17 protein-coding genes are annotated in these 21,513 nt (G+C 70.4%); 3 read left to right on the top strand and 14 right to left on the bottom strand.

Annotated features, from left to right (window positions below; translation table 11 throughout):
* Positions 1 to 237: 237 nt before the first annotated feature.
* Positions 238 to 1,293 (top strand): lipid A deacylase LpxR family protein, encoded by a 1,056-nt coding sequence (locus tag ACHWVH_RS15990; protein ID WP_150409629.1) that lies wholly within the window; start codon positions 238 to 240, stop codon positions 1,291 to 1,293.
* 157 nt (positions 1,294 to 1,450) lie between these two features.
* Here ACHWVH_RS15990 and ACHWVH_RS15985 read toward each other — a convergent pair whose 3' ends face one another.
* The 14 genes from ACHWVH_RS15985 to ACHWVH_RS15920 form a co-directional block, all read right to left on the bottom strand.
* On the bottom strand, positions 1,451 to 2,662 hold the full coding sequence (locus ACHWVH_RS15985; protein ID WP_394687540.1) for a D-alanyl-D-alanine carboxypeptidase family protein: 1,212 nt from the start codon (positions 2,660 to 2,662) through the stop codon (positions 1,451 to 1,453).
* A gap of 149 nt (positions 2,663 to 2,811) precedes the next feature.
* Entirely contained in the window at positions 2,812 to 4,308 is a 1,497-nt protein-coding gene (locus ACHWVH_RS15980; RefSeq protein WP_152235591.1) for a septal ring lytic transglycosylase RlpA family protein, read from the bottom strand.
* Entirely contained in the window at positions 4,305 to 5,441 is a 1,137-nt protein-coding gene (gene mltB / locus ACHWVH_RS15975; protein WP_152180747.1) for a lytic murein transglycosylase B, read from the bottom strand. The genes ACHWVH_RS15980 and mltB overlap by 4 nt, the downstream gene beginning before the upstream one ends.
* Before the next feature lie 196 nt (positions 5,442 to 5,637).
* Positions 5,638 to 7,029 carry an NAD-dependent succinate-semialdehyde dehydrogenase gene (locus ACHWVH_RS15970; protein ID WP_267122001.1) on the bottom strand — a complete coding sequence of 464 codons (1,392 nt, stop codon included), beginning with the start codon at positions 7,027 to 7,029 and terminating at the stop codon, positions 5,638 to 5,640.
* Positions 7,030 to 7,094: 65 nt separating this feature from the next.
* Positions 7,095 to 8,501: an NAD(P)(+) transhydrogenase (Re/Si-specific) subunit beta gene (locus ACHWVH_RS15965; protein ID WP_320745633.1), complete on the bottom strand. Its 1,407-nt coding sequence runs from the start codon at positions 8,499 to 8,501 to the stop codon at positions 7,095 to 7,097.
* A 4-nt stretch (positions 8,502 to 8,505) separates the two neighbouring features.
* Entirely contained in the window at positions 8,506 to 8,820 is a 315-nt protein-coding gene (locus tag ACHWVH_RS15960; protein ID WP_017909700.1) for an NAD(P) transhydrogenase subunit alpha, read from the bottom strand.
* Positions 8,821 to 8,823: 3 nt separating this feature from the next.
* Positions 8,824 to 9,963 (bottom strand): NAD(P) transhydrogenase subunit alpha, encoded by a 1,140-nt coding sequence (locus ACHWVH_RS15955; RefSeq protein ID WP_394687539.1) that lies wholly within the window; start codon positions 9,961 to 9,963, stop codon positions 8,824 to 8,826.
* A 274-nt stretch (positions 9,964 to 10,237) separates the two neighbouring features.
* A complete protein-coding gene (locus tag ACHWVH_RS15950; RefSeq protein ID WP_394687538.1) occupies positions 10,238 to 11,668 on the bottom strand; it encodes a glycoside hydrolase family 28 protein in 1,431 nt (476 codons plus the stop codon).
* Positions 11,665 to 13,005 (bottom strand): virulence factor family protein, encoded by a 1,341-nt coding sequence (locus tag ACHWVH_RS15945; protein ID WP_267104837.1) that lies wholly within the window; start codon positions 13,003 to 13,005, stop codon positions 11,665 to 11,667. The genes ACHWVH_RS15950 and ACHWVH_RS15945 overlap by 4 nt, the downstream gene beginning before the upstream one ends.
* Positions 13,006 to 13,330: 325 nt before the next feature.
* Positions 13,331 to 14,437, bottom strand: coding sequence for a rod shape-determining protein RodA (gene rodA / locus ACHWVH_RS15940; RefSeq protein ID WP_017907587.1), 1,107 nt, complete (start codon positions 14,435 to 14,437; stop codon positions 13,331 to 13,333).
* Positions 14,434 to 16,494, bottom strand: coding sequence for a penicillin-binding protein 2 (gene mrdA, locus ACHWVH_RS15935; protein ID WP_267099724.1), 2,061 nt, complete (start codon positions 16,492 to 16,494; stop codon positions 14,434 to 14,436). The genes rodA and mrdA overlap by 4 nt, the downstream gene beginning before the upstream one ends.
* A gap of 1 nt (position 16,495) precedes the next feature.
* Positions 16,496 to 16,981, bottom strand: a complete 486-nt coding sequence (gene mreD / locus ACHWVH_RS15930) for a rod shape-determining protein MreD (RefSeq protein WP_010343694.1) — start codon at positions 16,979 to 16,981, stop codon at positions 16,496 to 16,498.
* Complete coding sequence (mreC, locus tag ACHWVH_RS15925) at positions 16,978 to 18,081, bottom strand: rod shape-determining protein MreC (RefSeq protein WP_394687537.1); 1,104 nt, start codon at positions 18,079 to 18,081, stop codon at positions 16,978 to 16,980. Before mreC ends, mreD begins: the two co-directional genes overlap by 4 nt.
* Before the next feature lie 170 nt (positions 18,082 to 18,251).
* Positions 18,252 to 19,298 (bottom strand): rod shape-determining protein, encoded by a 1,047-nt coding sequence (locus ACHWVH_RS15920; RefSeq protein ID WP_010343692.1) that lies wholly within the window; start codon positions 19,296 to 19,298, stop codon positions 18,252 to 18,254.
* 260 nt (positions 19,299 to 19,558) lie between these two features.
* On the opposite strand from ACHWVH_RS15920, the gene ACHWVH_RS15915 reads away from it, so the two are divergent.
* Together ACHWVH_RS15915 and ACHWVH_RS15910 are read left to right on the top strand one after the other, a co-directional pair.
* Complete coding sequence (locus ACHWVH_RS15915; RefSeq protein WP_394687536.1) at positions 19,559 to 20,491, top strand: carbohydrate kinase family protein; 933 nt, start codon at positions 19,559 to 19,561, stop codon at positions 20,489 to 20,491.
* A gap of 505 nt (positions 20,492 to 20,996) precedes the next feature.
* Positions 20,997 to 21,509 carry a hypothetical protein gene (locus ACHWVH_RS15910; protein ID WP_394687697.1) on the top strand — a complete coding sequence of 171 codons (513 nt, stop codon included), beginning with the start codon at positions 20,997 to 20,999 and terminating at the stop codon, positions 21,507 to 21,509.
* Positions 21,510 to 21,513: the final 4 nt, after the last annotated feature.

Raw genomic sequence — 21,513 nt, 5'->3', positions numbered from 1 at the left:
GCGCGGCCGCGCGCCGCGGGGGTGCCCCCCTCCTGCGCGGGTCATTGCGCACCATCGCCTTCACGCGGCAAGAGGGCGAATGGGACAGACAAACCCAAACGGACGAATTTGTCCGCTACGGCGCTTTTGCCTATCCTTCACTGCACGGGCTGCGTTCATGGTCCGGGGTGGCGCCGGCACCGACTGCCTGCAGGCGTACATCGCCGCTCACTCCCTTTCCGATCAGAGACGCCGCTCATGCCGTCATCCCGCCCGTTGCTTCCGCTGGCTGTCGCCCTCGCCGCCGCGGCTGCGCCCGCCGTCGCCACCGCGCAATGCCCACGCGACACCCTGGAAGCGACCGCGCCCACGGTCAACGTCCGCGTCGACAACGACCTGTTCGGCGGCGCCGGCCAGGACCAGGGCTATACCAATGGGTTCGGCCTGATCATCGTCTCGCCGAACCTGCGCGACTACACCGACGACCCCTGCCTGCCGCGGCTGGCGCGGGCGGCGAACCGCGCCCTGACCTGGCTGCAGCCGAACAGCGACTTCACCCAGCGCAACATGACCTTCGCGGTCGGGCAAGCGCTGTTCACCCCCACCGACAAGACCCGCCGCGACCTGATCGAGGACGACCGCCCCTACGCCGGCCTGTTGCTGATGAACATCGGCTACAACGCGCGCAACGACGACCGCCTGCGTACCACCCAACTCACCCTGGGCCTGATCGGCCCGTCGGCGCAGGGCAAGCAGGTGCAGGATGCGGTGCACGCCCTGCTCGGCGACGCCAAGTTCCAGGGCTGGGACAACCAGTTGCACGACGAACCGGTGTTCCGCGTGCTGCACGAACGGCTGCGCCGCTGGTCAGGCGACGGCAGCCGCGACGGCTGGGGGTGGGACGCGATCAGCCACTGGGGCGGCGCGCTGGGTACGCTGGACACGCACGCCAATGCCGGCATGGAACTGCGTCTGGGCTGGAAGCTGCCGGACGATTTCGGCAGTTCGCCGCTGCGTCCCGCCGGCGAGAACGTCGCCCCGCCGGCCGACAGCGTCGGCAGCGGCTGGTCGGCGCATCTGTTCGTGACCAGCGATGGACGCTGGGTCTTGCGCGACATCACTCTGGACGGCAACACCTTCCGCGACAGCCACAGCGTGAAGAAGCGCCCCTTCGTCGGCGACGCCGGCATCGGCCTGGCGGTGATGCGCGGCAAATGGAAGTTCGCCCTCGCCCGCTACTGGCGCACCCGCGAGTTCGACCTGCAGCGGCAGACGCCGGTGTTCGGGAGTTTTACGGTGAGTCGGAAGCTGTGAGGCAGGGAATCGGGAATGGGGAATAGGGAATGGCAAAAGCGGGCTTCCCATCCGCCAACCAATCCGCCAGGTCGCGGGACACCGCTTTACCAATTCCCGATTCCCCATTCTCCATTCCCAAGAAAAAAGCCGGCATCAGCCGGCTTTTTTCAAACACTCATTCCGATTCCCACCACATCCAGAAGCTGTCCCACAGGCGCTTGAAGAAACCGGCCTCGTCGACCGCCTTCAGCGCCACCAGCGGGGCCTGCGCCACCACCTTGCCGTCCAGGCTCACCTTGACCATGCCGATCTGCTGGCCCTGCTTGATCGGCGCCTCGAGGGTCTTGGGCACTTCGATCGACGGCTTCAGTTCGTTGTAGCGGCCGCGCGGTACGCTGACCAGCAGCGGCTGCGCCACGCCCAGCAGCACCTGCTTCTCGGTGCCCTTCCACACGCGCTGCTGCGCGACCTGCTTGCCCGGCTCGTACAGGCTGTGGGTCTCGAAGAAGCGGAAGCCCCAGTTCAGCAGCGCCAGGCTGTCCTCGGCACGCTGCTTCTCGGAGCTGTCGCCCATCACCACCGCGATCAGGCGCTGGTCGCCGCGCTTGGCCGAGCTGAGCAGGCAGTAGCCGGCTTCGGAGGTGTGGCCGGTCTTGATGCCGTCCACGCTCGGGTCGCGCCACAGCAGCAGGTTGCGGTTGGGCTGGGTGATGTCGCCGACGCGGAATTCCTTGATCTTGTTGTACGCGTAGGTTTCCGGATAGTCGCGCACCATCGCCCGGCCAAGCAGCGCCAGATCGTAGGCGGTGGTGTAGTGGCCGTCGGCCGACAGGCCGTGGGCGTTGACGAAGTGCGAGCCGGTCATGCCGATCTTCTTCGCGTACTCGTTCATCAGCGACGCAAAGGCTTCCTCGCTGCCGGCGGTGTGTTCGGCCAGCGCGATCGCCGCGTCGTTGCCGGACTGGATCGCCATGCCCTTTTCCATGTCTTCCAGGCGCGCGGTCTTGTTGACCGGGAAGCCGCTGTAGCTGCCGTCGGTGCCGGCGCCGCCCTCGCGCCAGGCGCGCTCGCTGAGCATGACCTGGTCGTCGCGGGTGATCTTGCCCAGCTTCAGTTCGGCCGCGATCACGTACGAGGTCATCACCTTGGTGATGCTGGCCGGGGCCACGCGTTCGTGTTCGTTCTCGCCGGCCAGCACCTGGCCGGTGGCGTAATCCATCAGCACCCAGGACTTGGACACGGCCGGCTTGGGCGCGGGCGGGATCGCCACGGTGGCCGGAGCGGCGGCGGCGGCGGCCGGCGGCGCGGGAACCGGACCGGGCGTCTGCGCGGAAACCAGGCCGACGGCGAACGTGGCCACGGCAGCGACGGCGAAGCGGAGTTTCATCTAAAACGACTCCTGGCGGGCCCGAAGGCCGATGGAAAACGCGACATTGTAGGCCGAGCCGGCGCCCGGGCAGGCGCGGCGCGGGCACGCGCGCGAACCGGCGTTAAGCCATCGGCGCGCCGACCGCCCGCCGTGGCGGGCACGCCGCCTCAATCCTTGACGATCTGCGGCCGGCCGAAGCCGAGGCCGGCGATGCGCGTGGCCAGCTCGGCGGCGCGGCCATGGTCCTCGGCCGCCACCCGCAGCCGCCACAGGGTGCGGCCACCGGAGACGATGTCGCTGATGCTGGCGCCGACGATGCCGGCCGAGGCCAACTGCGACAGCGCGCGGTTGGCGTTCTCGCGGCTGGCGAAGCTGGCCACCTGCAGCAGGATGCCGAGCGGCCCGCGCGCGCTGTCGTCGTCGGCGCGCGACGCGGCGCTGGCGACCGGTGCGGGAGGCGGCGCTGCCGGCGTCGCCACTGCGACGGCCGGGGCGGCCACGACGGCGGTCGCCGCGGCAGCGGGCCTGGTCGTCGCGGTGCCGCGGGATCCGCGCACCGGGGTGCTCGCTGCGGCCACGCTGGGCGCGGGCGTGGCCGGCTTGCCGGTGGCCACGCGCACGCCGCGCGACTTCATCCAGGCGTCGAAACGATCGGCATCGCCGACCCGGCCCGGCGCGTCCTGCACGCGATAGCGCCAACGCTCGCCTTCCGGCAGCGCCGCGGCCGTGGCGGTCGCCGCGGCGGCGGTAGGCGCAACGACCGCCGCCACCGTGCCGGCGCGCGCCGGCACGGTCGCGGCGGCGGCCACGCTGCCGCCGGCCGATCCGGCCGACTTCGCCGGCAGGGTCTTGACCAGGTTGTCCATGTCCGCCGCGCGCCGCACCGCCGCGGGATCGCGTGTGGCGGTGGCGGTGGCGGTGGACGCGCTGGCCAGCAGCGTCGCCGGGCGCCGGCCGGGAGTGCGCCGTGCCAGCAGGTCGCCGTTGTCGGCCGGGGTCAGGCCGCGCACTTCCACGCGGCCGGTGCCCTTGCCGGTGATGCCGAGCTTGACCGCCGCCGCGTAGCTGAGGTCGATCAGCCGATCATCGTGGAACGGGCCGCGATCGTTGATCCGCACCACCACCGACTCGCCGTTGTCCAGGTTGGTGACCAGGGCGAAGCTGGGCAGCGGCAGGGTCTTGTGCGCGGCGGTGAACGCGTACATGTCGTAGACCTCGCGGTTGGAGGTCAGCCGGCCATGAAACTTGCTGCCGTAGTACGAGGCGGTGCCGCGCTCGACGTAGCTGTGCGGATCGTCGATGACCACGTACTCGCGGCCCAGCACCATGTACGGGGAGCGGTTGCCGATCGCCGAGCGCGGCTCGTCGGTGACCAGCGGCTCGGGAATGCAGGCGACGTTGGGCACGTAGTCCGGGGTGCTGTCGCGCACGCCGGGCGCATACAGGCCACCGGCGGTGTAGTTGCCGCGCTTGGACGGATCTTCCTTGGCCGGCGCGTAGGGCGAGGTCGACGGACAACCGGTGGCGACGTGCGCCGGGCCCTTGCCCTCGACCCGGATGCCGGGCCCGGCGCCGCCGGCGGTCTTCTTCGGGGCGCTGCTGCAGGCGGCCAGCGCCAGCACAGCGACGACGGGAGCGATCCGGAGCAGCGCGTTCGGGTTCATGCCGGGGGTAACTCCTTGCCGGCGATGGCCTGGGACAGTTGGTAGACGGCCATCGCGTACATCTTGGAATTGTTGTAGCGGGTGATCGCGTAGTAGTTCTGGAAGCCCAGCCAGTACTGCTTGCCGGCGCTGCCGTCGAGCGTGATCGGCGTGGCGCCGCCAGCGGCTGCCGGCACCGGCGCGGTCGGCGTGTAGCCGCGCGCGGCCAGATCGGCCAGGGTGTAGGTCGGCGTCCAGTCGGTCGGATTGAATTCCTCGGCGCCCGGGCGCAGCGTCGCCGGCACCGCGACCACGCCGTCGCGCACCCAGCCGCCCTTCTTGACGAAGTAGTTGGCGATGGACGAGAACGCGTCATCGTAGTCGGTGAACAGGTTGCGCTTGCCGTCGCCGTCGCCATCGACCGCGAACTGGCGGTAGCTGGACGGCATGAACTGGCCCAGGCCCATCGCGCCGGCATAGCTGCCGATCAGGCCGGTGATGTCCAGGTTCTCCTCGCGGGCCAGCGCGAACAGCTGGCCGAGCTCATCGCGGAAGAACAGTTCGCGGCGCACCTCGCGCTCGAGCTTGGCCGGGTCGCCGCTGCGCGGATAGCGGAACGCCAGCGTGTACAGCGCATCCAGCACGCGGTAGGAGCCGGCGTTCTTGCCGTAGCTGGTTTCCACGCCGATGATCGCGACGATGACCTCGGCCGGCACGCCGGTGCGCGCCTGCACCCGCTGCAATTCGTCGCGGTGCGTGGCCAGGAACGCGCGACCGCCGTCGATGCGCGCCTGGCTGATGAACATCGGCCGGTACTCGCTCCACGGCTTGACCCGCTCGGCCGGGCGCGACATCGCCGCGACGATCGCATCCTTGAATTGCGCCTGCGCCAGGGTCGCCTCGATCTGCGCCGGATCGATGCCGTACCTGGCCGCGGTGTCGCGGACGAAGTTGGCGCGGGCGACCTCGAACGGGACCGGGGTCAGGTCCACCGGTGGCGCCTGCACCACTTCCGGCGCGGCCTCGGCCGGCGGAGCCGGACGCGGCGCAGGCGGCGGCGCGCTGGCCTGCGGCGGCGACGGAGGCGCCTTGGGCTGGGTCGCGCATGCGACCAGGCCAAGCGTGAGCAGGCAAATCAGCGAGCGTCGGATCATGCCGGCAGACTAACAGATTCAAGATGAATTTCTACCAATAACGCCATGAAACAAAAGAACTTTGCCCCAGGTCAAGTGCGCCCGCAGCATGACCTGCCGGCATGCACCGGGCACGCGCCCCGGCCCGGGCGTGGCGACGGCACAAAAAAGCCGCCGGGGTTGCCCCCGGCGGCCTGGCCTGACGCATGGCGCCCACTCAGAACGGCGCGTCGATGTCGACCACGTCGATCAGCTTGTGATTGACGAATTCCTTGATGCCCAGCCCGATCAGTTCGCGCCCGTAGCCGGAACGGCGCACGCCGCCGAACGGCAGGTCGGCCTTGACCATGGTCGGGTGGTTGACGAACACCATGCCGGTGGAGATGCGCCTGGCCACCGCCACGCCGCGCGCATCGTCGCCGGTGAACACCGAGCCGCCCAGGCCGAACGGCGAATCGTTGGCGATGCGTACCGCGTCGTCCTCGTCCCGGGCGCGGAACAGCATCGACACCGGGCCGAAGAATTCCTGGTGGTAGGCCGGGTTGTCCGGGCCGACGTCGGTGAGCAGGGTCGGCTGCACGAACGCGCCATGCACGGGTACCGGCGGCCCGACCTCGGTCGCGGTGGCGCCATGCCTGACCGCCTCGGCGATCTGCCGCTTCAGGTCGTCGGCGGCGCCCTGCGAAGACAGCGGCGCCAGGGTGGTCGCCGGATCCATCGGATCGCCGGCCCGCAGCGCCGCCACGCCGGCGCGGTAGCGCTGCAGGAATTCGTCGTACACCTCCTGCACCACGATCATGCGCTTGGACGACACGCAGACCTGCCCGCCGTTCCAGTGGCGGCCGAACACCGCCCACTTCACCGTCTTCTCCAGCGGCGCATCGTCCAGCACCACGAAGGCGTCGGCACCGCCCAGTTCCATGGTCGACTTCTTCAGTGCCTTGGCCGCCTGGGCCGCGACGATGGCGCCGGCGCCTTCCGACCCGGTGAGCGCCACGCCGTGCACGCGCGGATCGTTGAGGATGGTCTCCACCTGGCCGCGGGTCGCGTAGAGATTGGCGAAGGCCCCCGCCGGCAGACCGGCTTCGGCCATCAGCGCTTCGAACTTGGCCGCGCATTGTGGGACGTTGGAGGCGTGCTTGAGCAGCACGGTGTTGCCGGCCGACAGTTGCGGCGCGATGATCCGCGCGATCTGGTAGTACGGGAAATTCCACGGTTCGATCGCCAGCAGCACGCCCAGCGGCTCGTGCACCACCATCGCCCTGCCCTCGGCCGGATCGGCCACCGGCAGATGCTCCGGCGCCAGCAAGCGCTCGGCGTTGACCGCGTAGTACTCGAAGATGTCCGCCGACAACCGCACCTCGGCTTCGGCCTCGCCGATCAGCTTGCCCATTTCCAGCGTCAGCAGGCATGCGTACTCGCGGGTGTTGGCGCGCAGCAGCCGCGCCGCGGCATGCATCACCCTGGCGCGTTCGGCGAACGGGGCCTGCTTCCATTGCTGGAACGCGGCGTCGGCGGCATCGATCGCGGCCAGTACCTGCGCATCGGTGGCCTCCGGGAAGGTGGCGAGCAATTCGCCGGTATAGGGATTGCGGGTCGCATAGGTCATGGTGGTGTCCTCGTGGAAGGTCGGAAAGCGCCGGACGCCTCGCGCCGGCGCGGGAAGCGGTTGGGTCAGGCGGCCAGTTCCTTCACCGCCTGCACCATGCGGTTGAGCACCGCGGCGGCGTCGCCGTAGACCATGTCGCAGTTGTCGCCGTAGAACAGCAGGTTCTCTACGCCGGCGTAGCCCTTGCCCTGGCCGCGCTTGATCACGTAGACCTGATGCGCCTGGTCGGCGTTGAGGATCGGCATGCCGTAGATCGGCGACGCCTTGTCGGTGCGCGCCGCCGGGTTGACCACGTCGTTGGCGCCGATCACCAGCGCCACGTCGGTGCTGGCGAAGCTGTCGTTGATGTCCTCCATGTCGTAGATCAGGTCGTAGGGCACCCCGGCTTCGGCCAGCAGCACGTTCATGTGCCCGGGCATGCGCCCGGCGACCGGATGGATGGCGAACTTCACGTCGACGCCGGCGGCCTGCAGCAGCTTCACCAGTTCGTACAGCCGCCCTTGCGCCTGCGCCACGGCCAGGCCGTAACCGGGCACGATGATCACGCTGGAGGCGTAGCGCATCGACGTCGCCGCATCGCCCGGCTCGACCGCGGTCATGCGGCCCTGCACGTCGCCCTGCACGACCGCGGCGCCGTCGCCGAAATTGCTGAACAGCACGTTGCCCAGCGAGCGGTTCATCGCCTTGGCCATCAGCACGGTCAGCAGGGTGCCGGCCGAGCCGACCACCATGCCGGCGATCATCAGCGCCGGGTTCTGCAGGGCGAAGCCTTCCAGGCCCACCGCCAGGCCGGTGAAGGCGTTGTACAGCGAGATCACCACCGGCATGTCGGCGCCGCCGATCGGCAGCGTCATCAGCACGCCGAAGCCCAGCGCGGCGATGAAGAACGCTGGCGCCGCCCAGGCGCCGCCCGTGCCGGTGACCACCAGCGTGCCCAGCACCAGCGCGGCCAGGAACACCGCAGCATTGAAGGCGCTCTGGCCCTTGAACCGCCACGCGGTGTCGATGCGGCCATCGAGCTTGGCCCAGGCGATCACCGAGCCGGACAACGAGATCGCGCCGATCAGCGCACCGAGCACGGTCACCGCCAGATGCAGGCCGCCCTGCTGCGGCTGCCGCGCGGTCAGCGCGACCGCGGCCACGGCCGCGGCGGCGCCGCCGCCCATGCCGTTGTACAGCGCCACCATCTGCGGCATCGCGGTCACCGCGACACGGCGGCCGCTGCGCCAGGCCCAGGCACCGCCCAGCAGCAACGCCAGCAGCGCCAGGGCCAGGTTGGTCAGCGCGTGCGGACGCGCCGCGGGCTGCAGGTCGGCGAGATAGCCGAAGGCGGCGGCCACCGCCACCAGCATGCCGATCCCGGCCAGGACGATGCCGCGCAGCGCGGTCACCGGCGAGGACATGCGCTTGAGACCGAGGATGAACAGCAACGCGGCGGCGAACCCGCTCAATTCCACCAGGAGCGAGAGCATGGCGCTACTCCTTCGCGGCTGGCGCGGCGCTGGGCTTGAACATCGCCAGCATGCGGTCGGTGACCACGTAGCCGCCGGCGGCATTGCCGGCGCCCAGCAGCACGCCGACGAAACCGATCGCCTGGCCGGCGACGGTGTCGGCATTGAACAGCGCGTGCATCGCGCCGACCACGACGATGCCGTGGACGAAGTTGGACCCGGACATCAGCGGCGTGTGCAGGATCGACGGCACCTTGCCGATCACTTCGTAGCCGGTGAACGCGGCCAGCATGAACACGTACAACGCGATCAGCCAGCTCATCGACAGATCGAGGGACATGACTCAGGACTCCTTGGTGGAAACGGGCGCGGCGGCCGGCACCGGTGGGTGGCAGAGGCGGCCGTCATGGGTGAGCGCGGTGCCGGCGACCACCGCATCGTCGAAGTCCGGCGCCAGTGCGCCGTCGCGCACCAGCAGGTCGAGCAGCCCCAGCAGGTTCTTGGCGTACAGCTCGCTGGCGTGCTGGGCCAACGCCGAAGGCACGTTGCGCGGGGCGACGAGGGTGACCGGTCCGACGTCCACGGTCTGCCCCGGCACGCTGCCTTCGCAGTTGCCGCCGCTATCGGCGGCGAGATCCACGATCACCGCGCCGGGCTTCATGCCGGCGATCTGCTCGCGGTCGATCAGGATCGGCGCGGTGCGCCCGGGCACATTGGCGGTGGTGATGATCAGATCGGCCTGCTGGATGTGCTGGGTCAGCACCGCCGCGGCCTTGGCCCGCTCCTCGGCGCTGAGTTCGCGCGCATAGCCGCCCTCGCCGCGTGCGTCGATGCCGGTGTCGACGAAGCGCGCGCCGACCGACTGCGCCTGCTCGCGGGTTTCCGGACGCACGTCGTAGCCTTCGGTGATCGCGCCAAGCCGGTGCGCGGTGGCCAGCGCCTGCAGGCCGGCCACGCCCAGGCCCATCACCAGCACGCGCGCGGCACGCAGCGAACCGACCGCGGTGGTCATCATCGGCAGGATGCGCGGCAGATGCACGGCGCCGAGCAGCGGCGCGTAGTAGCCGGCCAGTGCGGCCTGACTGGACAGCACGTCCAGCGCCTGCGCGCGGCTGATGCGCGGCACCGTCTCCATCGCGAAGGCGGTGATGCGGCGTTCGCACAGCAGCTCCAGCAGGCCGGGCAGCTTGGCCGGGTACAGCATCGCGATCAGCATGCTGCCCGGGCGCAGCGCCGCCACCGTGCGCAGCGATGGTGCCTGCACCGCCAACAGCAGGTCCGCACCGGCCACCACCTCTTGCGCATCGTCGAGCACGGTGGCGCCGGCATAGGCCGCATCCGGCAGTCGCGAACCGCCGCCGGCACCGGCCTGCAGGCGCAATTGCGCGCCCAACTTGGCCAGCTTCGGCAGCACCGCGGGCACCATCGCCACGCGGCGCTCCTCGGCCTGTTCTTCCCTCAGGACTGCAACAGTGAACGCCATGATCGCGGCTCGCTTGGAGGACGCGTGCACTGTGCGCGCCGGCCGACGCGCGGGCATTGATCCGGATCAAGCGCGCTGCCGCATCACGCGCAAAAGAGCGCGCGCGATGCCCGCAGCTAGGCGGCGGAACGCTGCGGTGTAACAGGGCGATGGCATCACGTGCGGACGATTGCAGTGCGTGGCGGCGCACGCCATCAAAGCCGCAAGACGCGGGCACCGACCGCTCGCGCCACGCGGGCGCGCGCCGAGTGGCCGCCGGCGTTGCGCGCGCGGGCTACAGGGCCGGGAACACCGGCGCGCTGCTGCAGGCTGGAATCGACCCGGCGAGCGTGGTCGCATAGGTCGAGGCCGCGCTGCTGTCCTCGCTCAAGCGCAGGTCGGATTGGTCCACGCCGATGCGCGCATTGCTGGCATGCAGCGTGGCGACATCGGCGGCCACGTGCGCCAGCACCAGCTCGAGCGGTGTCGCGGCGCTGTAGCCCTGCACCGTACTGCCCTTGCCGGCGGGCGTGTCCTGCGCGCGCAGTCCGTCGACCACGATCCCGGCGAAGGTCGGCACGCTGCCGCTGCGGCTGCCGCCGTGGTCGTGGCCGTACAGCGGCGTGATCACCAGGGGCCTGGCCACATCGAACAGGCAGGTGTTGCGGTAGAGCACGTCGCGCACCGGTCCGCCCTTGGCCAGGCCGGTCTTGATGCGCAGGCCGTTGTTGTCGGTGGCGACGATGCCGTCGGCGTCGTGGCCGACCAGGCGATTGCCGTCCACCAGCACGTTGCCGACGCCATACATCACCTCGCTGCCGATGGAGATGCCGTGGGTGCCGTAGAAGCGCGAGTCGCGCACGGTGATGTCGGCCGAGCGCGCGGCGCTGGTCTTGATCGCGATGCCGTCGTCGCCGGCCATCACGTCGTTGTCGGCCAGGGTCGCATTGCGCACGCTGTCCAGATCCAGGCCGTCGGTGTTGGGGCTGTTGGCCGGCGCCCTGACCCGCACGCCCCACACCGTGACGCCGTCGCCGCCGTGCACGAAGACGTGGAAGTACGGCGCATTGACCAAGTTGACGTGGTAGAGCTGCAGATCGGCGACGTCCTGCGCGCGGATCAGGTCGGGCGCGTTCTGGGTCTGGCCGGCGGCCTTGGCGCCGCGCGCGAATTGCCACCAGCTGTCGCTGCCGCCGAGCATCGGCAGGTCGCCGCGGCCGTCGATAGTGCCCTGGTGGCCGGCGCCGTCGCGCACGCCCATCACCCCCAGGCTGCGCCCCTGCAGGGTGATCAGCGCCCGGCAGCCGCCGCTGCGGGCCGCGGCCTGGCCGCAGGCGTTGCGGCCGGGCACCTGGTAGTCGGCGGGCTGGCGCGAGGCGAACAGGGTCACGCCGCTGTCGATCGCCAGCGTGGTGTCGCTGCGGATCGTCAACGGTCCGCTGAGGAAGGCGTTGCCGCTGCCGGCGCGCAGCAGCACCGCGCCGTGCGCACCGGCGGCGCAGCGGTCGAGCGCGGCCTGGATGCGCGCAGTGTCCGGCGCGCTGCGCTCCTGCGCGTCGGCGAAGCGGCGCTGCTGCGCCTGCAGGGTGGCATCCAGCGCCACGCACACCGGCGGCAAGTGCGGTTCGACCGCGTGGCGGGAATCGCCGGTCGCGGCAGCGCTGACGAACGCAGCGGCGGCGAGTACGCCGCCGGACACCAGTGCGACGCGCACAGGCTTGCTCATTGCCGGAGCGCGGCGTGCGACGGCGGCAGCGTGGCGGCGGGCGACGCCGCGGCGGCCGCAGGATGCGGCTCCGGCAGCTCGGCGACCGGCAGGCGCGCGTCGGCGGACAATTGCTGCCAGCGGTCGTCGACGATCGTCGCCAGCCCGGCCGGGTGTTGATCGAAATGGTGACCGCCGTGCAACACCACCACCTCCGCTCCGCGCGCGCGCAATTGCGGGCAGAGCGTATCTTTTTCCTTGTCGCCGTACACGCACAGCAACTGCGCCGCGGGAATGCGCGCCAGTTCCGGCTGCACCGGCAGTGCGTCGTCGTCGTCGCCGAGGTTGAGCCAGCCGCGCACGCGGATCTGGAAATCGGCCTTGTGCTCCAGGCCCAGCAACGCGACCAGGCCGACCTGCTGGCGCTGCGCCGGCGGCAGCCGGTTGACCATGAACGGCAGGGTGGTGGCGCCGAAGGAATAGCCGACCAGCAGGATCTTCTGCGGACGCCAGCGCTGCTGGTAGTAGGCGATGACCCGGCTCAGGTCGGCGCTGGCCCGCGCCGGCGGCTTGGCCCGCCAGAAGTAGCGCAGGCTGTCCCAGCCGACCACGGCGATGCCGCGGCGCTGCAGCGCTTCGGCCATGCCCTTGTCGATGTCGCGCCAGCCGCCGTCGCCGGACAGCACGATGGCCAGCGGTGCGCCCGGGGTCGCCGAGGGCAGCTCGGTCAGCGGCAGATCGTCCAGCGCGCCGCCACGGCCGCGCGCATGCAGGTGCGCGGCGACCCGCGCGGCCAGCGCGGCATCCACGCCGCCTTCGGCCGGCGCGGCCACGGTGTCGACAAAGCCCTGCGCAGCGGTCGCGGCGGCGGTGCCGGCACAGACCTCGGTGGGTGCCGGCGCCACGCCGATGGCGCCTCCCAGGGTCGCGGAGGGCGCCGCGCCGACGATGCGCGCGGCCAGGGTCGCGGCGGTGCCGGTGCCGGCCAGCACCGGCAGGTAGTAGCTGTCGCCGTGCAACTGCCGCTGCAGCCGCCGGCTCAGCCGTTCGGCATCGTGCCAGGCCTTGTCGCAGCCGTGGCCGCCATGACGCAAGTGCTTCAGATAGCGCTGGCCGTCGACCACCGCGACCAGCGCGCCGCTGGCGGCGATGCGCCGCGCGGCGTCCTGCCGCTGCGCCGGGCTGCCGCTGGCCAGCAGGATCACCAGCCCCTGCGGCGCCCCCTGCGGATGCACCAGGGTCGTGCGCCCATAGCCACGGGCATGCAGCGCCCCCGGCGGAAAGTAATAGCGCAGCAGTGCATAGCCGCTCAGGCCCAGCACCACGCTCGTCAACAGCAACACGCGCAGGAATTTCATCGACACGCATCCATCCCGGCTAACGCCGAGCCTCTGGACAACCACGGGAACGACGAGGCAGCGGCGGACGACGCAGACGGGTGGGCCGGAGCCCGGATCGGCGGATGCGCTGCGGAGGATGCCTCGGCGATGTGGGCTGGGATGGATGCGCGGGGTCGCACCTGCCTACCCGGAAGTTCCTGCACACCTGTGGGCCGGGGGGAGCGGCGCGCGTCACGTGGCATCGACGCGCATTGTGCGGATGCACGACATGCGCCGCAATAATGCCGTCACCTGCCTGCAAGGTTGCGGTTAAGCCAGCGCGCGTCGAACGCCGTGCGCTGGTTCAGTAGCCGTGCACCGGACGGTGCGCCTTCACCGCCATCACCAGGCCCAGCCCGGCCAGCAACGACACCGCCGAGGTGCCGCCGTAGCTCATCAGCGGCATCGGCACGCCGACCACCGGCAGCAGTCCGGAGATCATGCCGCCGTTGACCAGCACGTAGACGAAGAACGCCAGGCCGGTGGCGCCGGCCAGCAGCCGCGAGAAGGTGTCGCGCGCCTGCGAGGCGATCCACAGGCAGCGCCCGATCACGATCAGGTACAGGGTCATCACCGTGGCCACGCCGATCCAGCCGAACTCCTCGCTGAGCACGGAGAACGCGAAGTCGGTGGTCTGCTCGGGAATGAAGTTCAGGTGCGACTGCGAGCCCATGCCCCAGCCCTTGCCGTGCAGGCCGCCGGAACCGATCGCGATCTTGGACTGGATGATGTTCCAGCCGGCGCCGAGCGCGTCGTTCTCCGGGTTGAGGAACATCATGATGCGGTCCTTCTGGTAGGGCCGCAGCAGCCACAGCCAGGCCACCGGCGCGGCCGCGGCGACGCCGCCGACGGCGATGCCCACCCACCACCACGGCAGGCCGGCCAGCAGCAGCACGAAGCCACCGCTGGCGGCGATCAGCACGCCGGTCCCGAAGTCCGGCTGCAGCATGATCAAGGCGGTGGGAATGCCGATGATGACCGCGCTGACCAGCACGGTCGGGATGCGCGGCGGCAGCGGCATGCGGTGCAGGTACCAGGCCACCATCATCGGCATGCTGATCTTCAACAGCTCGGCCGGCTGCAGGTAGAACACCTTCAGGTCCAGCCACTGCCGCCCGTACTTGCCGGTGCCCAGCACGAACACCGCCAGCAGCGGCAGCATCGACAGCGCGTAGATCAGCGGGGTCCAGGCGCGCAGGCGCAGCGCCGACACCCGCGACAGGCTCCACATCGCCGCCGCACCGATGGCGAACCGCGCGCCCTGCGCCATCACCAGGTGCATGCCGCCGGCGCTCTTGAGCACCGCCAGCCCCATCGCCATCAGCGCGCCCAGGGCCAGGCACAGCGGCCAGTCCAGGGTACGGGTGAAGCGGCCGCCGATGTCGACCAGCCAGCGCAGGAAATCCTTCATCGCTCGTCCGGAATCTCGTCGGGGATCGGCGGCGGCGCAGCCGGCAGCGGCACCGCGGCGGCGTCCACCTCGGCCTGGCCGATCAGCACCGGGCGTTCGCCAGCGGCCAGTGCGACCGCGTCGGCGGCGGCGCGCGAGCCGGGATCTTCTGCGTAGTACAGGTGGCTGCCGAACGCGGTGGCGCCGCGCAGGCTGTCCAGCGGCTCGACCCCGGGCGGCAGTCGGCCGAGCAGCCAGGCATCGAAGATCTTGCGCGCGATCGGTGCGGCGGTGCTGGCGCCGTAGCCGCCGCCTTCCACCGCGATCGCCAGGGCGATGGTCGGCCGCTCCGCCGGCGCGAAGCCCTCGAACAGCGAACGGTGGCGCAGGTGCATCGGCAGGCTGCGCGGATCGACCGCCGCCAGTCCCTTACGGCTGACCACCTGCGCGGTGCCGGTCTTGCCAGCCATCTGGTAGGGCGCGCCGACGGTGATCGAATAGCCGCTGCCGCCCGGGCGCATGGTGTCCATCATGCCTTCGCGCACCGCCTGCAGATTGCTGGGGTTGTCGCTGATCGGCTTGCTCGTGCCCGGCTGCACCGGCGCCCAGGGCTGGTCGAAGGCCTGGCGCGTGGCCATCACCAGGTGCGGCGTGCGCAGTTGCCCATCGGCGAGGCCGGCGACTCCGCGCACCAGTTGCAGCGGGGTCACCTTCCAGTCGCCCTGGCCGATGGCGATGTTGACCGTGTCGCCGGGGTACCAGGCTTCCTTGCGGCTCTTGGCCTTGTACGCCGGCGACGGCACGATGCCGCCGGTCTCGCCGACCAGGTCGATGCCGGTGGGCACGCCGAAGCCGTAGCGGGTCATGTACTGGTCGACCTTGGTGATGCCCATGTCGATGGCCAGCTTGTAGTAGTAGGTGTTCACCGACTGCGCGATCGACTTGCGCAGGTCGGTCCAGCCGTGGCCGCCGCGGTGCGAGTCGCCCCAGCCGCGGCTGACCCCGGGCAGGTAGAACATGCCGGTGGAGAGGATCTTGTCCTCCGGGCGGCGGGTGCCGCTGTCCAGGCCGGCCAGGCCCATGAACGGCTTGATGGTGGAGCCGGGCGCCACGCCACCCAGCACCAGGCGGTTGAACTGCGGCCGCGACGGGTCGCTGTTGAGCGCCTGGAAATCGGCGTGGGAAATGCCGTTGACGAACAGGTTGGGGTCGTAGGACGGCAGGCTGACCATGGCCAGGATCTCGCCGGTGCGCGGATCGATGGCGATGGCCGAGCCCTGGTAGTCGCCGAACGCGGCGACCATGGCGCGCTGCAGGTCGGCGTCGATGGACAGGCGCAGGTCGGCGCCGGACTGCGCCGGCACCCGGCCGACGGTGCGGATCGCGCGGCCCTGCACGTTGGTCTCGACCTGCTCGTAGCCGACCTTGCCGCGCAGTTGCTCCTCGTAATAGCGCTCCAGCCCGGACTTGCCGATGTGGGTCAGCGCCGCGTTGCCCTCGCCCAGCGTCTCCAGGTCCTTCTCGTCGATGCGGCCGACGTAGCCGATGATGTGCGCGAACAGGTCGCCGTAGGGGTAGTGCCGGGTCAGGTAGGGTTCCAGTTCCACGCCCGGGAAGCGCCAGCGGTCAACCGCGAAGCGCGCCCGCTCCTCCTCGCTGACACGCAGCTTCAGAGTGATCGGGCGGAAGCTGCGGCTGGCCTTGCGCGCGGCCTGGAAACGCTCGATGTCTTCCGGCGACAGCGCGATGACCTTGCCCAGCTCGGCCAGCAGCGCGTCCATGTCGGCGACCTTGTCCGGGGTCACGTCGAGCCGGAACGCGGGGACGTTCTCGGCCAGCAGGCGGCCGTTGCGGTCGTAGATCATGCCGCGTCCGGGCACCACCGGCCGTGGCTTGATGCGGTTGGCGTCCGAGCGGGTGGCGTAGATGTCGTGGTCCAGCACCTGCAGCTTGAAATACCAGGCGCCCAGGCCCAGCAGCGCCAGCAGCACGCACAGGAAGCCCAGCGCCGCGCGGCGCCGGAACTGCTCGGCCTCGGCGTGCGGGTTCTTCTGCGCGCGGCGCGGATGCAGGGCCATGCTACTTGCTCCGCCGGCCCAGCCGCAGCGCGTCCAGCAGCACGAACAGCGGCGGCCACAGCGCCATGCCCAGCAGCGGCGCCCACCAGTAGTTCCACGGCAGGGTCGGCTCGCCGACGGCCAGGTGCACCGCCGCGGCGACGATGCGGTCGTTGACCAGCAGGCCGCCGATCGCCAGCGCCTGCTGCGACATCGGGAAGAAGCGGATGCGCGCGCGGAAGCGCTGCAGGATGAAGCTCAGGATCACCAGGCGCAGCGCCTGCTCGCCCAGCACCCCGCCGTACAGCAGATCGGCGAGCACCCCGACCGCGAAGGCGAAGCCCAGCCCGACCTTGTCCGGGGTCTCGATCACCCAGTACGCCACCACCAGCGCCAGCCAGTACGGCCGCAGCGGCTGCACCACCAGCGGCAACGGCATCAACCCCAGCAACAGCGCCACGATCACGCTGACCGGGAGCACCCAGCCTTTGCTGCGCAGGCGGCTCATTGGCCCGTCTCCTTTGGAGCCGGGCGGGAATCGGGATTCGGGAATCGGGAATCGGATGTCGCGCGTGCCGGCTTGGTCGGCGGCGGGGTGGGCACGGTGGCGGACGGGTGCGAGGCCGGTGCGGCCGGTGCGGTCGTCCCAGTTGCGACGGTCGGGGCCGAATGCTGCGCGGCCTTGTCACCGCCTTGCGCTGCGCCAACCACGGGCGAGGCCCCTTCCGCTGCCGCGGACGCCGGCTTCGCCAATTCCCGATTCCCGATTCCCCACTCCCGGCTCTTCAGCAACAACACATCCCGCCCGCGGTCCAGCTTCGCCGCCGGCTTCAGCTCGCCGACCAGGAAGGCGTGGGTGTCGTCCGGGCGCAGGGCGGAGATGGTGCCGACCGGGAAGCCGGCCGGGAAGCGGCCGCCCAGGCCAGAGGTGACGATCTCGTCGCCCACCTCGACCCCGGCGCTGAGCGGGATGTCGCGCAGTTCCAGGCTGCCGCCGCGGCCGTAGACGATCAGGCGCACGCCGTTGCGCGCCACCGTCACCGGCACCGCGTGGTCGGGGTCGGTCAGCAGCAGCACGGTGGAGTGCAGCGGGGTCACCGCGATCACTTGGCCCATCAGGCCGCCGGCGTCGATCACCGCCTGGCCGACGTGCACGCCGTCGCGGCTGCCGGCATCGAGCACCAGGCGCTGCCGGGTCGGGTCCAGGTCGATGTCCAGGATCGGCGCCAGTTGCACGTCCAGGCCGCGGCGCTCGGCCACGCCCAGCAGTTCGCGCAGCTGCGCGTTGTCCAGCGCCGCGGTCTGCAGCCGGGTCAGGCGCGCCTTGGCGATCAGCAGTTCGTTGCGCAACGCGCGGTTTTCCTTGACCAGCTGCGCGTGGCTGGCCGCGTTCTCCTGCACCTGCGACCCCAGCCGTCCTGGCAGGCCGGCCAGCGCCCAGATCGGCTGCACCAGCACCGTGGCCTGGCTGCGCAGGCGGGCCAGCCAGTCGGCCTGCGCGTCGAGCACGATCAGCACCAGCGCCAACGCCAGGTAGGCCAGCAGGCGCGGCGTGCTGGCGGATTCGCCGGGGCGGGCGGTGACGGGAGGACCGGCGTAAGGAGGCACGGGCTAAAGCCGGGAATGGGGAATCGGGAGTGGGGAATCGAACAACAACGGCGCGCTCCCGGCTCGATCGGGCCGGGGCGCGGATACGGCGGTGAACGCGGGTACTGGGGCATCGGTGCGGATGGGGCATTCGATTGCCCATTCCCCATTCCCGATTCCCAGCCTCACCATCACTCCGGCGCGAAGAACTCGTTGCCGTGCATGTCCACCAGTTCCAGCGCCCGGCCGCCGCCGCGGGCCACGCAGGTCAGCGGATCGTCGGCGACCTGCACGTGCAGGCCGGTTTCCTCGGAGATCAGCCGGTCCAGGTCGCGCAGCAACGCACCGCCGCCGGTCAGCACGATGCCGCGCTCGGCGACGTCGGCGCACAGTTCCGGCGGGGTCTGCTCCAGGGCCAGCTTGACCGCCGAGACGATGCCCGACAGCGGCTCGTGCAGCGCTTCCAGCACTTCGTTGGAGTTGATCTTGATCATCTTCGGCACGCCCTCGGCGAGGTTGCGGCCGGAGATCTCCATCTCCTGCACCACCGCCTGCGGGTAGGCGCAGCCGATTTCCAGCTTGATCCGCTCGGCGGTGGCCTCGCCGATCAGCATGCCGTGGTTGCGGCGCACATAATTGGTGATCGACTCGTCGAAGCGGTCGCCGCCGATGCGCACCGACTGCGAATAGACGATGCCGTTCAGCGAAATGACCGCGACCTCGGTGGTGCCGCCGCCGATGTCGATGACCATCGAGCCGCGCGCCTCGGTGACCGGCATGCCGGCGCCGATCGCCGCGGCCATCGGTTCCTCGATCAGGTACACGTCGCGGGCGCCGGCCTCCTCGGCCGATTCCTTGATCGCGCGGCGCTCGACCTGGGTGGAGCCGGCCGGCACGCACACCAGCACGCGCGGGCTGGGGCGCAGGAAGCGCGACTTGTGCACCTTCTTGATGAAATGCTTCAGCATCGCCTCGGTGTAGGTGAAGTCGGCGATGACGCCGTCCTTCATCGGGCGGATGGTGGTGATGTGGCCCGGCGTACGGCCGAGCATCTGCTTGGCCTCGGCGCCGACCGCGGCCACCGAGCGGGTGCCGCCGATCGCCCGGTCCTGGCGCACCGCCACCACCGACGGTTCGTTCAGCACGATGCCCTGGCCACGCACGTAGATGAGGGTGTTGGCCGTGCCCAGATCGATGGACAGGTCGTTGGAGAACATGCCGCGGAGTTTCTTGAACATCGGGGGATTGGGTCCTGGGGCGCGCGCCGTCGCCAGAATGGCGAAAAAATGGGCAGAAAACGAAGTCCGCTAGCCTAACAACCCGCCTGGGAGCGGGCAAGGAAAATTCTCGCTAAAACCACGCGTTGCGTGGTATCGGCGGGACCGCGATGGATCGTGGTTCTGGCCCTGCCGGGCCGCAGCCGTTACCCTTTGCGCCGCGGCGACCCCGCCCCTCGCCCGCCTGAATGCGGGCTCATTCCTCCGCCAAGGCCTGCCCGATGTCTGCACTGATCTGTGGTTCTCTCGCTTACGACACCATCATGGTGTTCCCGGACCAGTTCAAGAACCACATCCTGCCGGACAAGGTGCACATCCTGAACGTGTCGTTCCTGGTGCCGCGGATGCGCCGCGAGTTCGGCGGCTGCGCCGGCAACATCGCCTACAACCTGCACCTGCTGGGCGGCCACCCGATCCCGATGGGCACCGTGGGCCAGGACTTCGGCCCGTACCGCGAGCATTTCCAGGCGCTGGGCATCGACCTGTCGCGGGTCAAGGTGATCGAGGAGCTGTTCACCCCGCAGGCGTTCATCACCACCGACCACGACAACAACCAGATCACCGCCTTCCATCCGGGCGCGATGATGCGCAGCTACGAGAACCACGTGAAGGACGTGCCGGGCGTGACCCTGGGCCTGGTCGGCCCGGACGGGCGCGAGGGCATGATCCAGAACGCCGAGGAGTTCAGCGCCGGCGGCGTGCCGTTCATCTTCGACCCCGGCCAGGCGATGCCGCTGTTCAACGGCCCGGAGCTGCGCCAGTTCATCGAGCAGGCCGACTACGTGGTGGTCAACGACTACGAGTCCAACCTGCTGCAGGAGCGCACCGGCTGGAACGAGAAGGACATCGTCTCGCGCGTGCAGGCCTACATCACCACCCAGGGCCCCAAGGGCGCCCTGGTCCACACCCCCGATAAGACCTACGACATCCCGCCGGCGCACGAGCGCCGCGTGGTCGACCCCACCGGCTGCGGCGACGCCTTCCGCGCCGGCCTGATCTTCGGCATCCAGCGCGGCTGCGACTGGCTGACCATCGGCCGCATGGGCAACCTGATGGGCGCCCTGAAGGTCGAGCACCCGGGCACGCAGAACCAGCGCTTCGACTTCGACGAATTCAACGACCAGTTCAAGCAGCAGTTCGGTTACGCGTTGTAAGGCTGGGGCACTACCGGCGGAACGGCAGCGTCGACACCTGGCCATCGCGCTTGCCGGCCGCGTACCCGGCGGGCCGCCGTTCCACGACCGATTGCGACGCGGCATCCAGGCTTGCGGCGCCGATCCGGGCGGGGCTAGACTCGGCCGCCCGCGTCGATGGAATGATCGGATGGACACCGCGCCTCGCTGGACCGCCAGGATCCTGGCCGCCGCACCGATCCCGCGTGGACTGCTGCTCTCCCTGTGCTGCGCGGCGACCCTGTGCGCCTGCGGCAACGCCGCCCAGGCACCCGCGAGCGCCACTCCCTCCGTGCCCCCGACCGCCCCCGCGCCTGCCGCGAACGGCCCGACGGCGCCTGCTGCGACGCACGATGCGGCGGCCGCGCAAGTGCCCCCCGGCCACTATGCCACCCAGCCCGGCTGGGGCCAGCTGACCGTGCAGCCCGATGCACGCTTCACCCTCGAAACGCAGAATGTCGATGCCGGTTGCAGCTTCAGCGGCACGCTGCACGGGACCCAGGCCGCGGTCGACGACGGCACCTGCACGCTGCAGTTCGCACCCAAGGCAGACGGCGTGGCGGTGTCCGCCACGGCCGGCGCCGAGAGCGCGTGCCGGGAGTACTGCGGCGGCAACGGCAGCTTCGCAGGCGACTATCTGAAACAGGCTGCGACCTGCACGCCTGAAGCCATGCAGCGAACGCGCAAGGCCTTCCAGGCATCCTACGATCGCAAGGACTATGCGGGTGCCGAAGCGGCGCTCGCGCCGCTCTATCGCGACTGCGTGGCGGCCCTCAGCTTCAGCAACGCCGGCGCCATCCGCAATGACTACGCGCTGACCCAGCATAAACTCGGCGACGATGCCGGATGCCGGCAGACACTGGCGCCCTACCAGGACGACGCCAAGCGCAGCGACGACGCCATCAGCGAGGGCATGACGCCCGCCCTCGTCGACGATTACCTCCGCGTGATCCGCGCCGCACGCACCAACCTCAAGCTCTGCGGAGAAGGCAGAGGCTAACGCG

The organism is uncultured Xanthomonas sp., assembly GCF_964278005.1.
Classification (GTDB): Bacteria; Pseudomonadota; Gammaproteobacteria; order Xanthomonadales; family Xanthomonadaceae; genus Xanthomonas_A; species Xanthomonas_A sontii.
This window is presented reverse-complemented; position numbering and strand designations above follow the sequence as displayed.

Excerpts from the sequence above, each read along its gene's own strand:
- mreD (WP_010343694.1), bottom strand. The coding sequence starts at position 16,981 with ATGAGCCGCCTGCGCAGCAAAGGCTGGGTGCTCCCGGTCAGCGTGATC.
- ACHWVH_RS15920 (WP_010343692.1), bottom strand. The coding sequence starts at position 19,298 with ATGTTCAAGAAACTCCGCGGCATGTTCTCCAACGACCTGTCCATCGAT.
- ACHWVH_RS15960 (WP_017909700.1), bottom strand. The coding sequence starts at position 8,820 with ATGTCCCTCGATCTGTCGATGAGCTGGCTGATCGCGTTGTACGTGTTC.
- rodA (WP_017907587.1), bottom strand. The coding sequence starts at position 14,437 with ATGAAGGATTTCCTGCGCTGGCTGGTCGACATCGGCGGCCGCTTCACC.
- ACHWVH_RS15980 (WP_152235591.1), bottom strand. The coding sequence starts at position 4,308 with ATGAACCCGAACGCGCTGCTCCGGATCGCTCCCGTCGTCGCTGTGCTG.
- ACHWVH_RS15970 (WP_267122001.1), bottom strand. The coding sequence starts at position 7,029 with ATGACCTATGCGACCCGCAATCCCTATACCGGCGAATTGCTCGCCACC.
- ACHWVH_RS15945 (WP_267104837.1), bottom strand. The coding sequence starts at position 13,005 with ATGAAATTCCTGCGCGTGTTGCTGTTGACGAGCGTGGTGCTGGGCCTG.
- ACHWVH_RS15955 (WP_394687539.1), bottom strand. The coding sequence starts at position 9,963 with ATGGCGTTCACTGTTGCAGTCCTGAGGGAAGAACAGGCCGAGGAGCGC.
- mltB (WP_152180747.1), bottom strand. The coding sequence starts at position 5,441 with ATGATCCGACGCTCGCTGATTTGCCTGCTCACGCTTGGCCTGGTCGCA.
- ACHWVH_RS15985 (WP_394687540.1), bottom strand. The coding sequence starts at position 2,662 with ATGAAACTCCGCTTCGCCGTCGCTGCCGTGGCCACGTTCGCCGTCGGC.
- mrdA (WP_267099724.1), bottom strand. The coding sequence starts at position 16,494 with ATGGCCCTGCATCCGCGCCGCGCGCAGAAGAACCCGCACGCCGAGGCC.
- ACHWVH_RS15990 (WP_150409629.1), top strand. The coding sequence starts at position 238 with ATGCCGTCATCCCGCCCGTTGCTTCCGCTGGCTGTCGCCCTCGCCGCC.
- ACHWVH_RS15965 (WP_320745633.1), bottom strand. The coding sequence starts at position 8,501 with ATGCTCTCGCTCCTGGTGGAATTGAGCGGGTTCGCCGCCGCGTTGCTG.
- ACHWVH_RS15950 (WP_394687538.1), bottom strand. The coding sequence starts at position 11,668 with ATGAGCAAGCCTGTGCGCGTCGCACTGGTGTCCGGCGGCGTACTCGCC.
- ACHWVH_RS15915 (WP_394687536.1), top strand. The coding sequence starts at position 19,559 with ATGTCTGCACTGATCTGTGGTTCTCTCGCTTACGACACCATCATGGTG.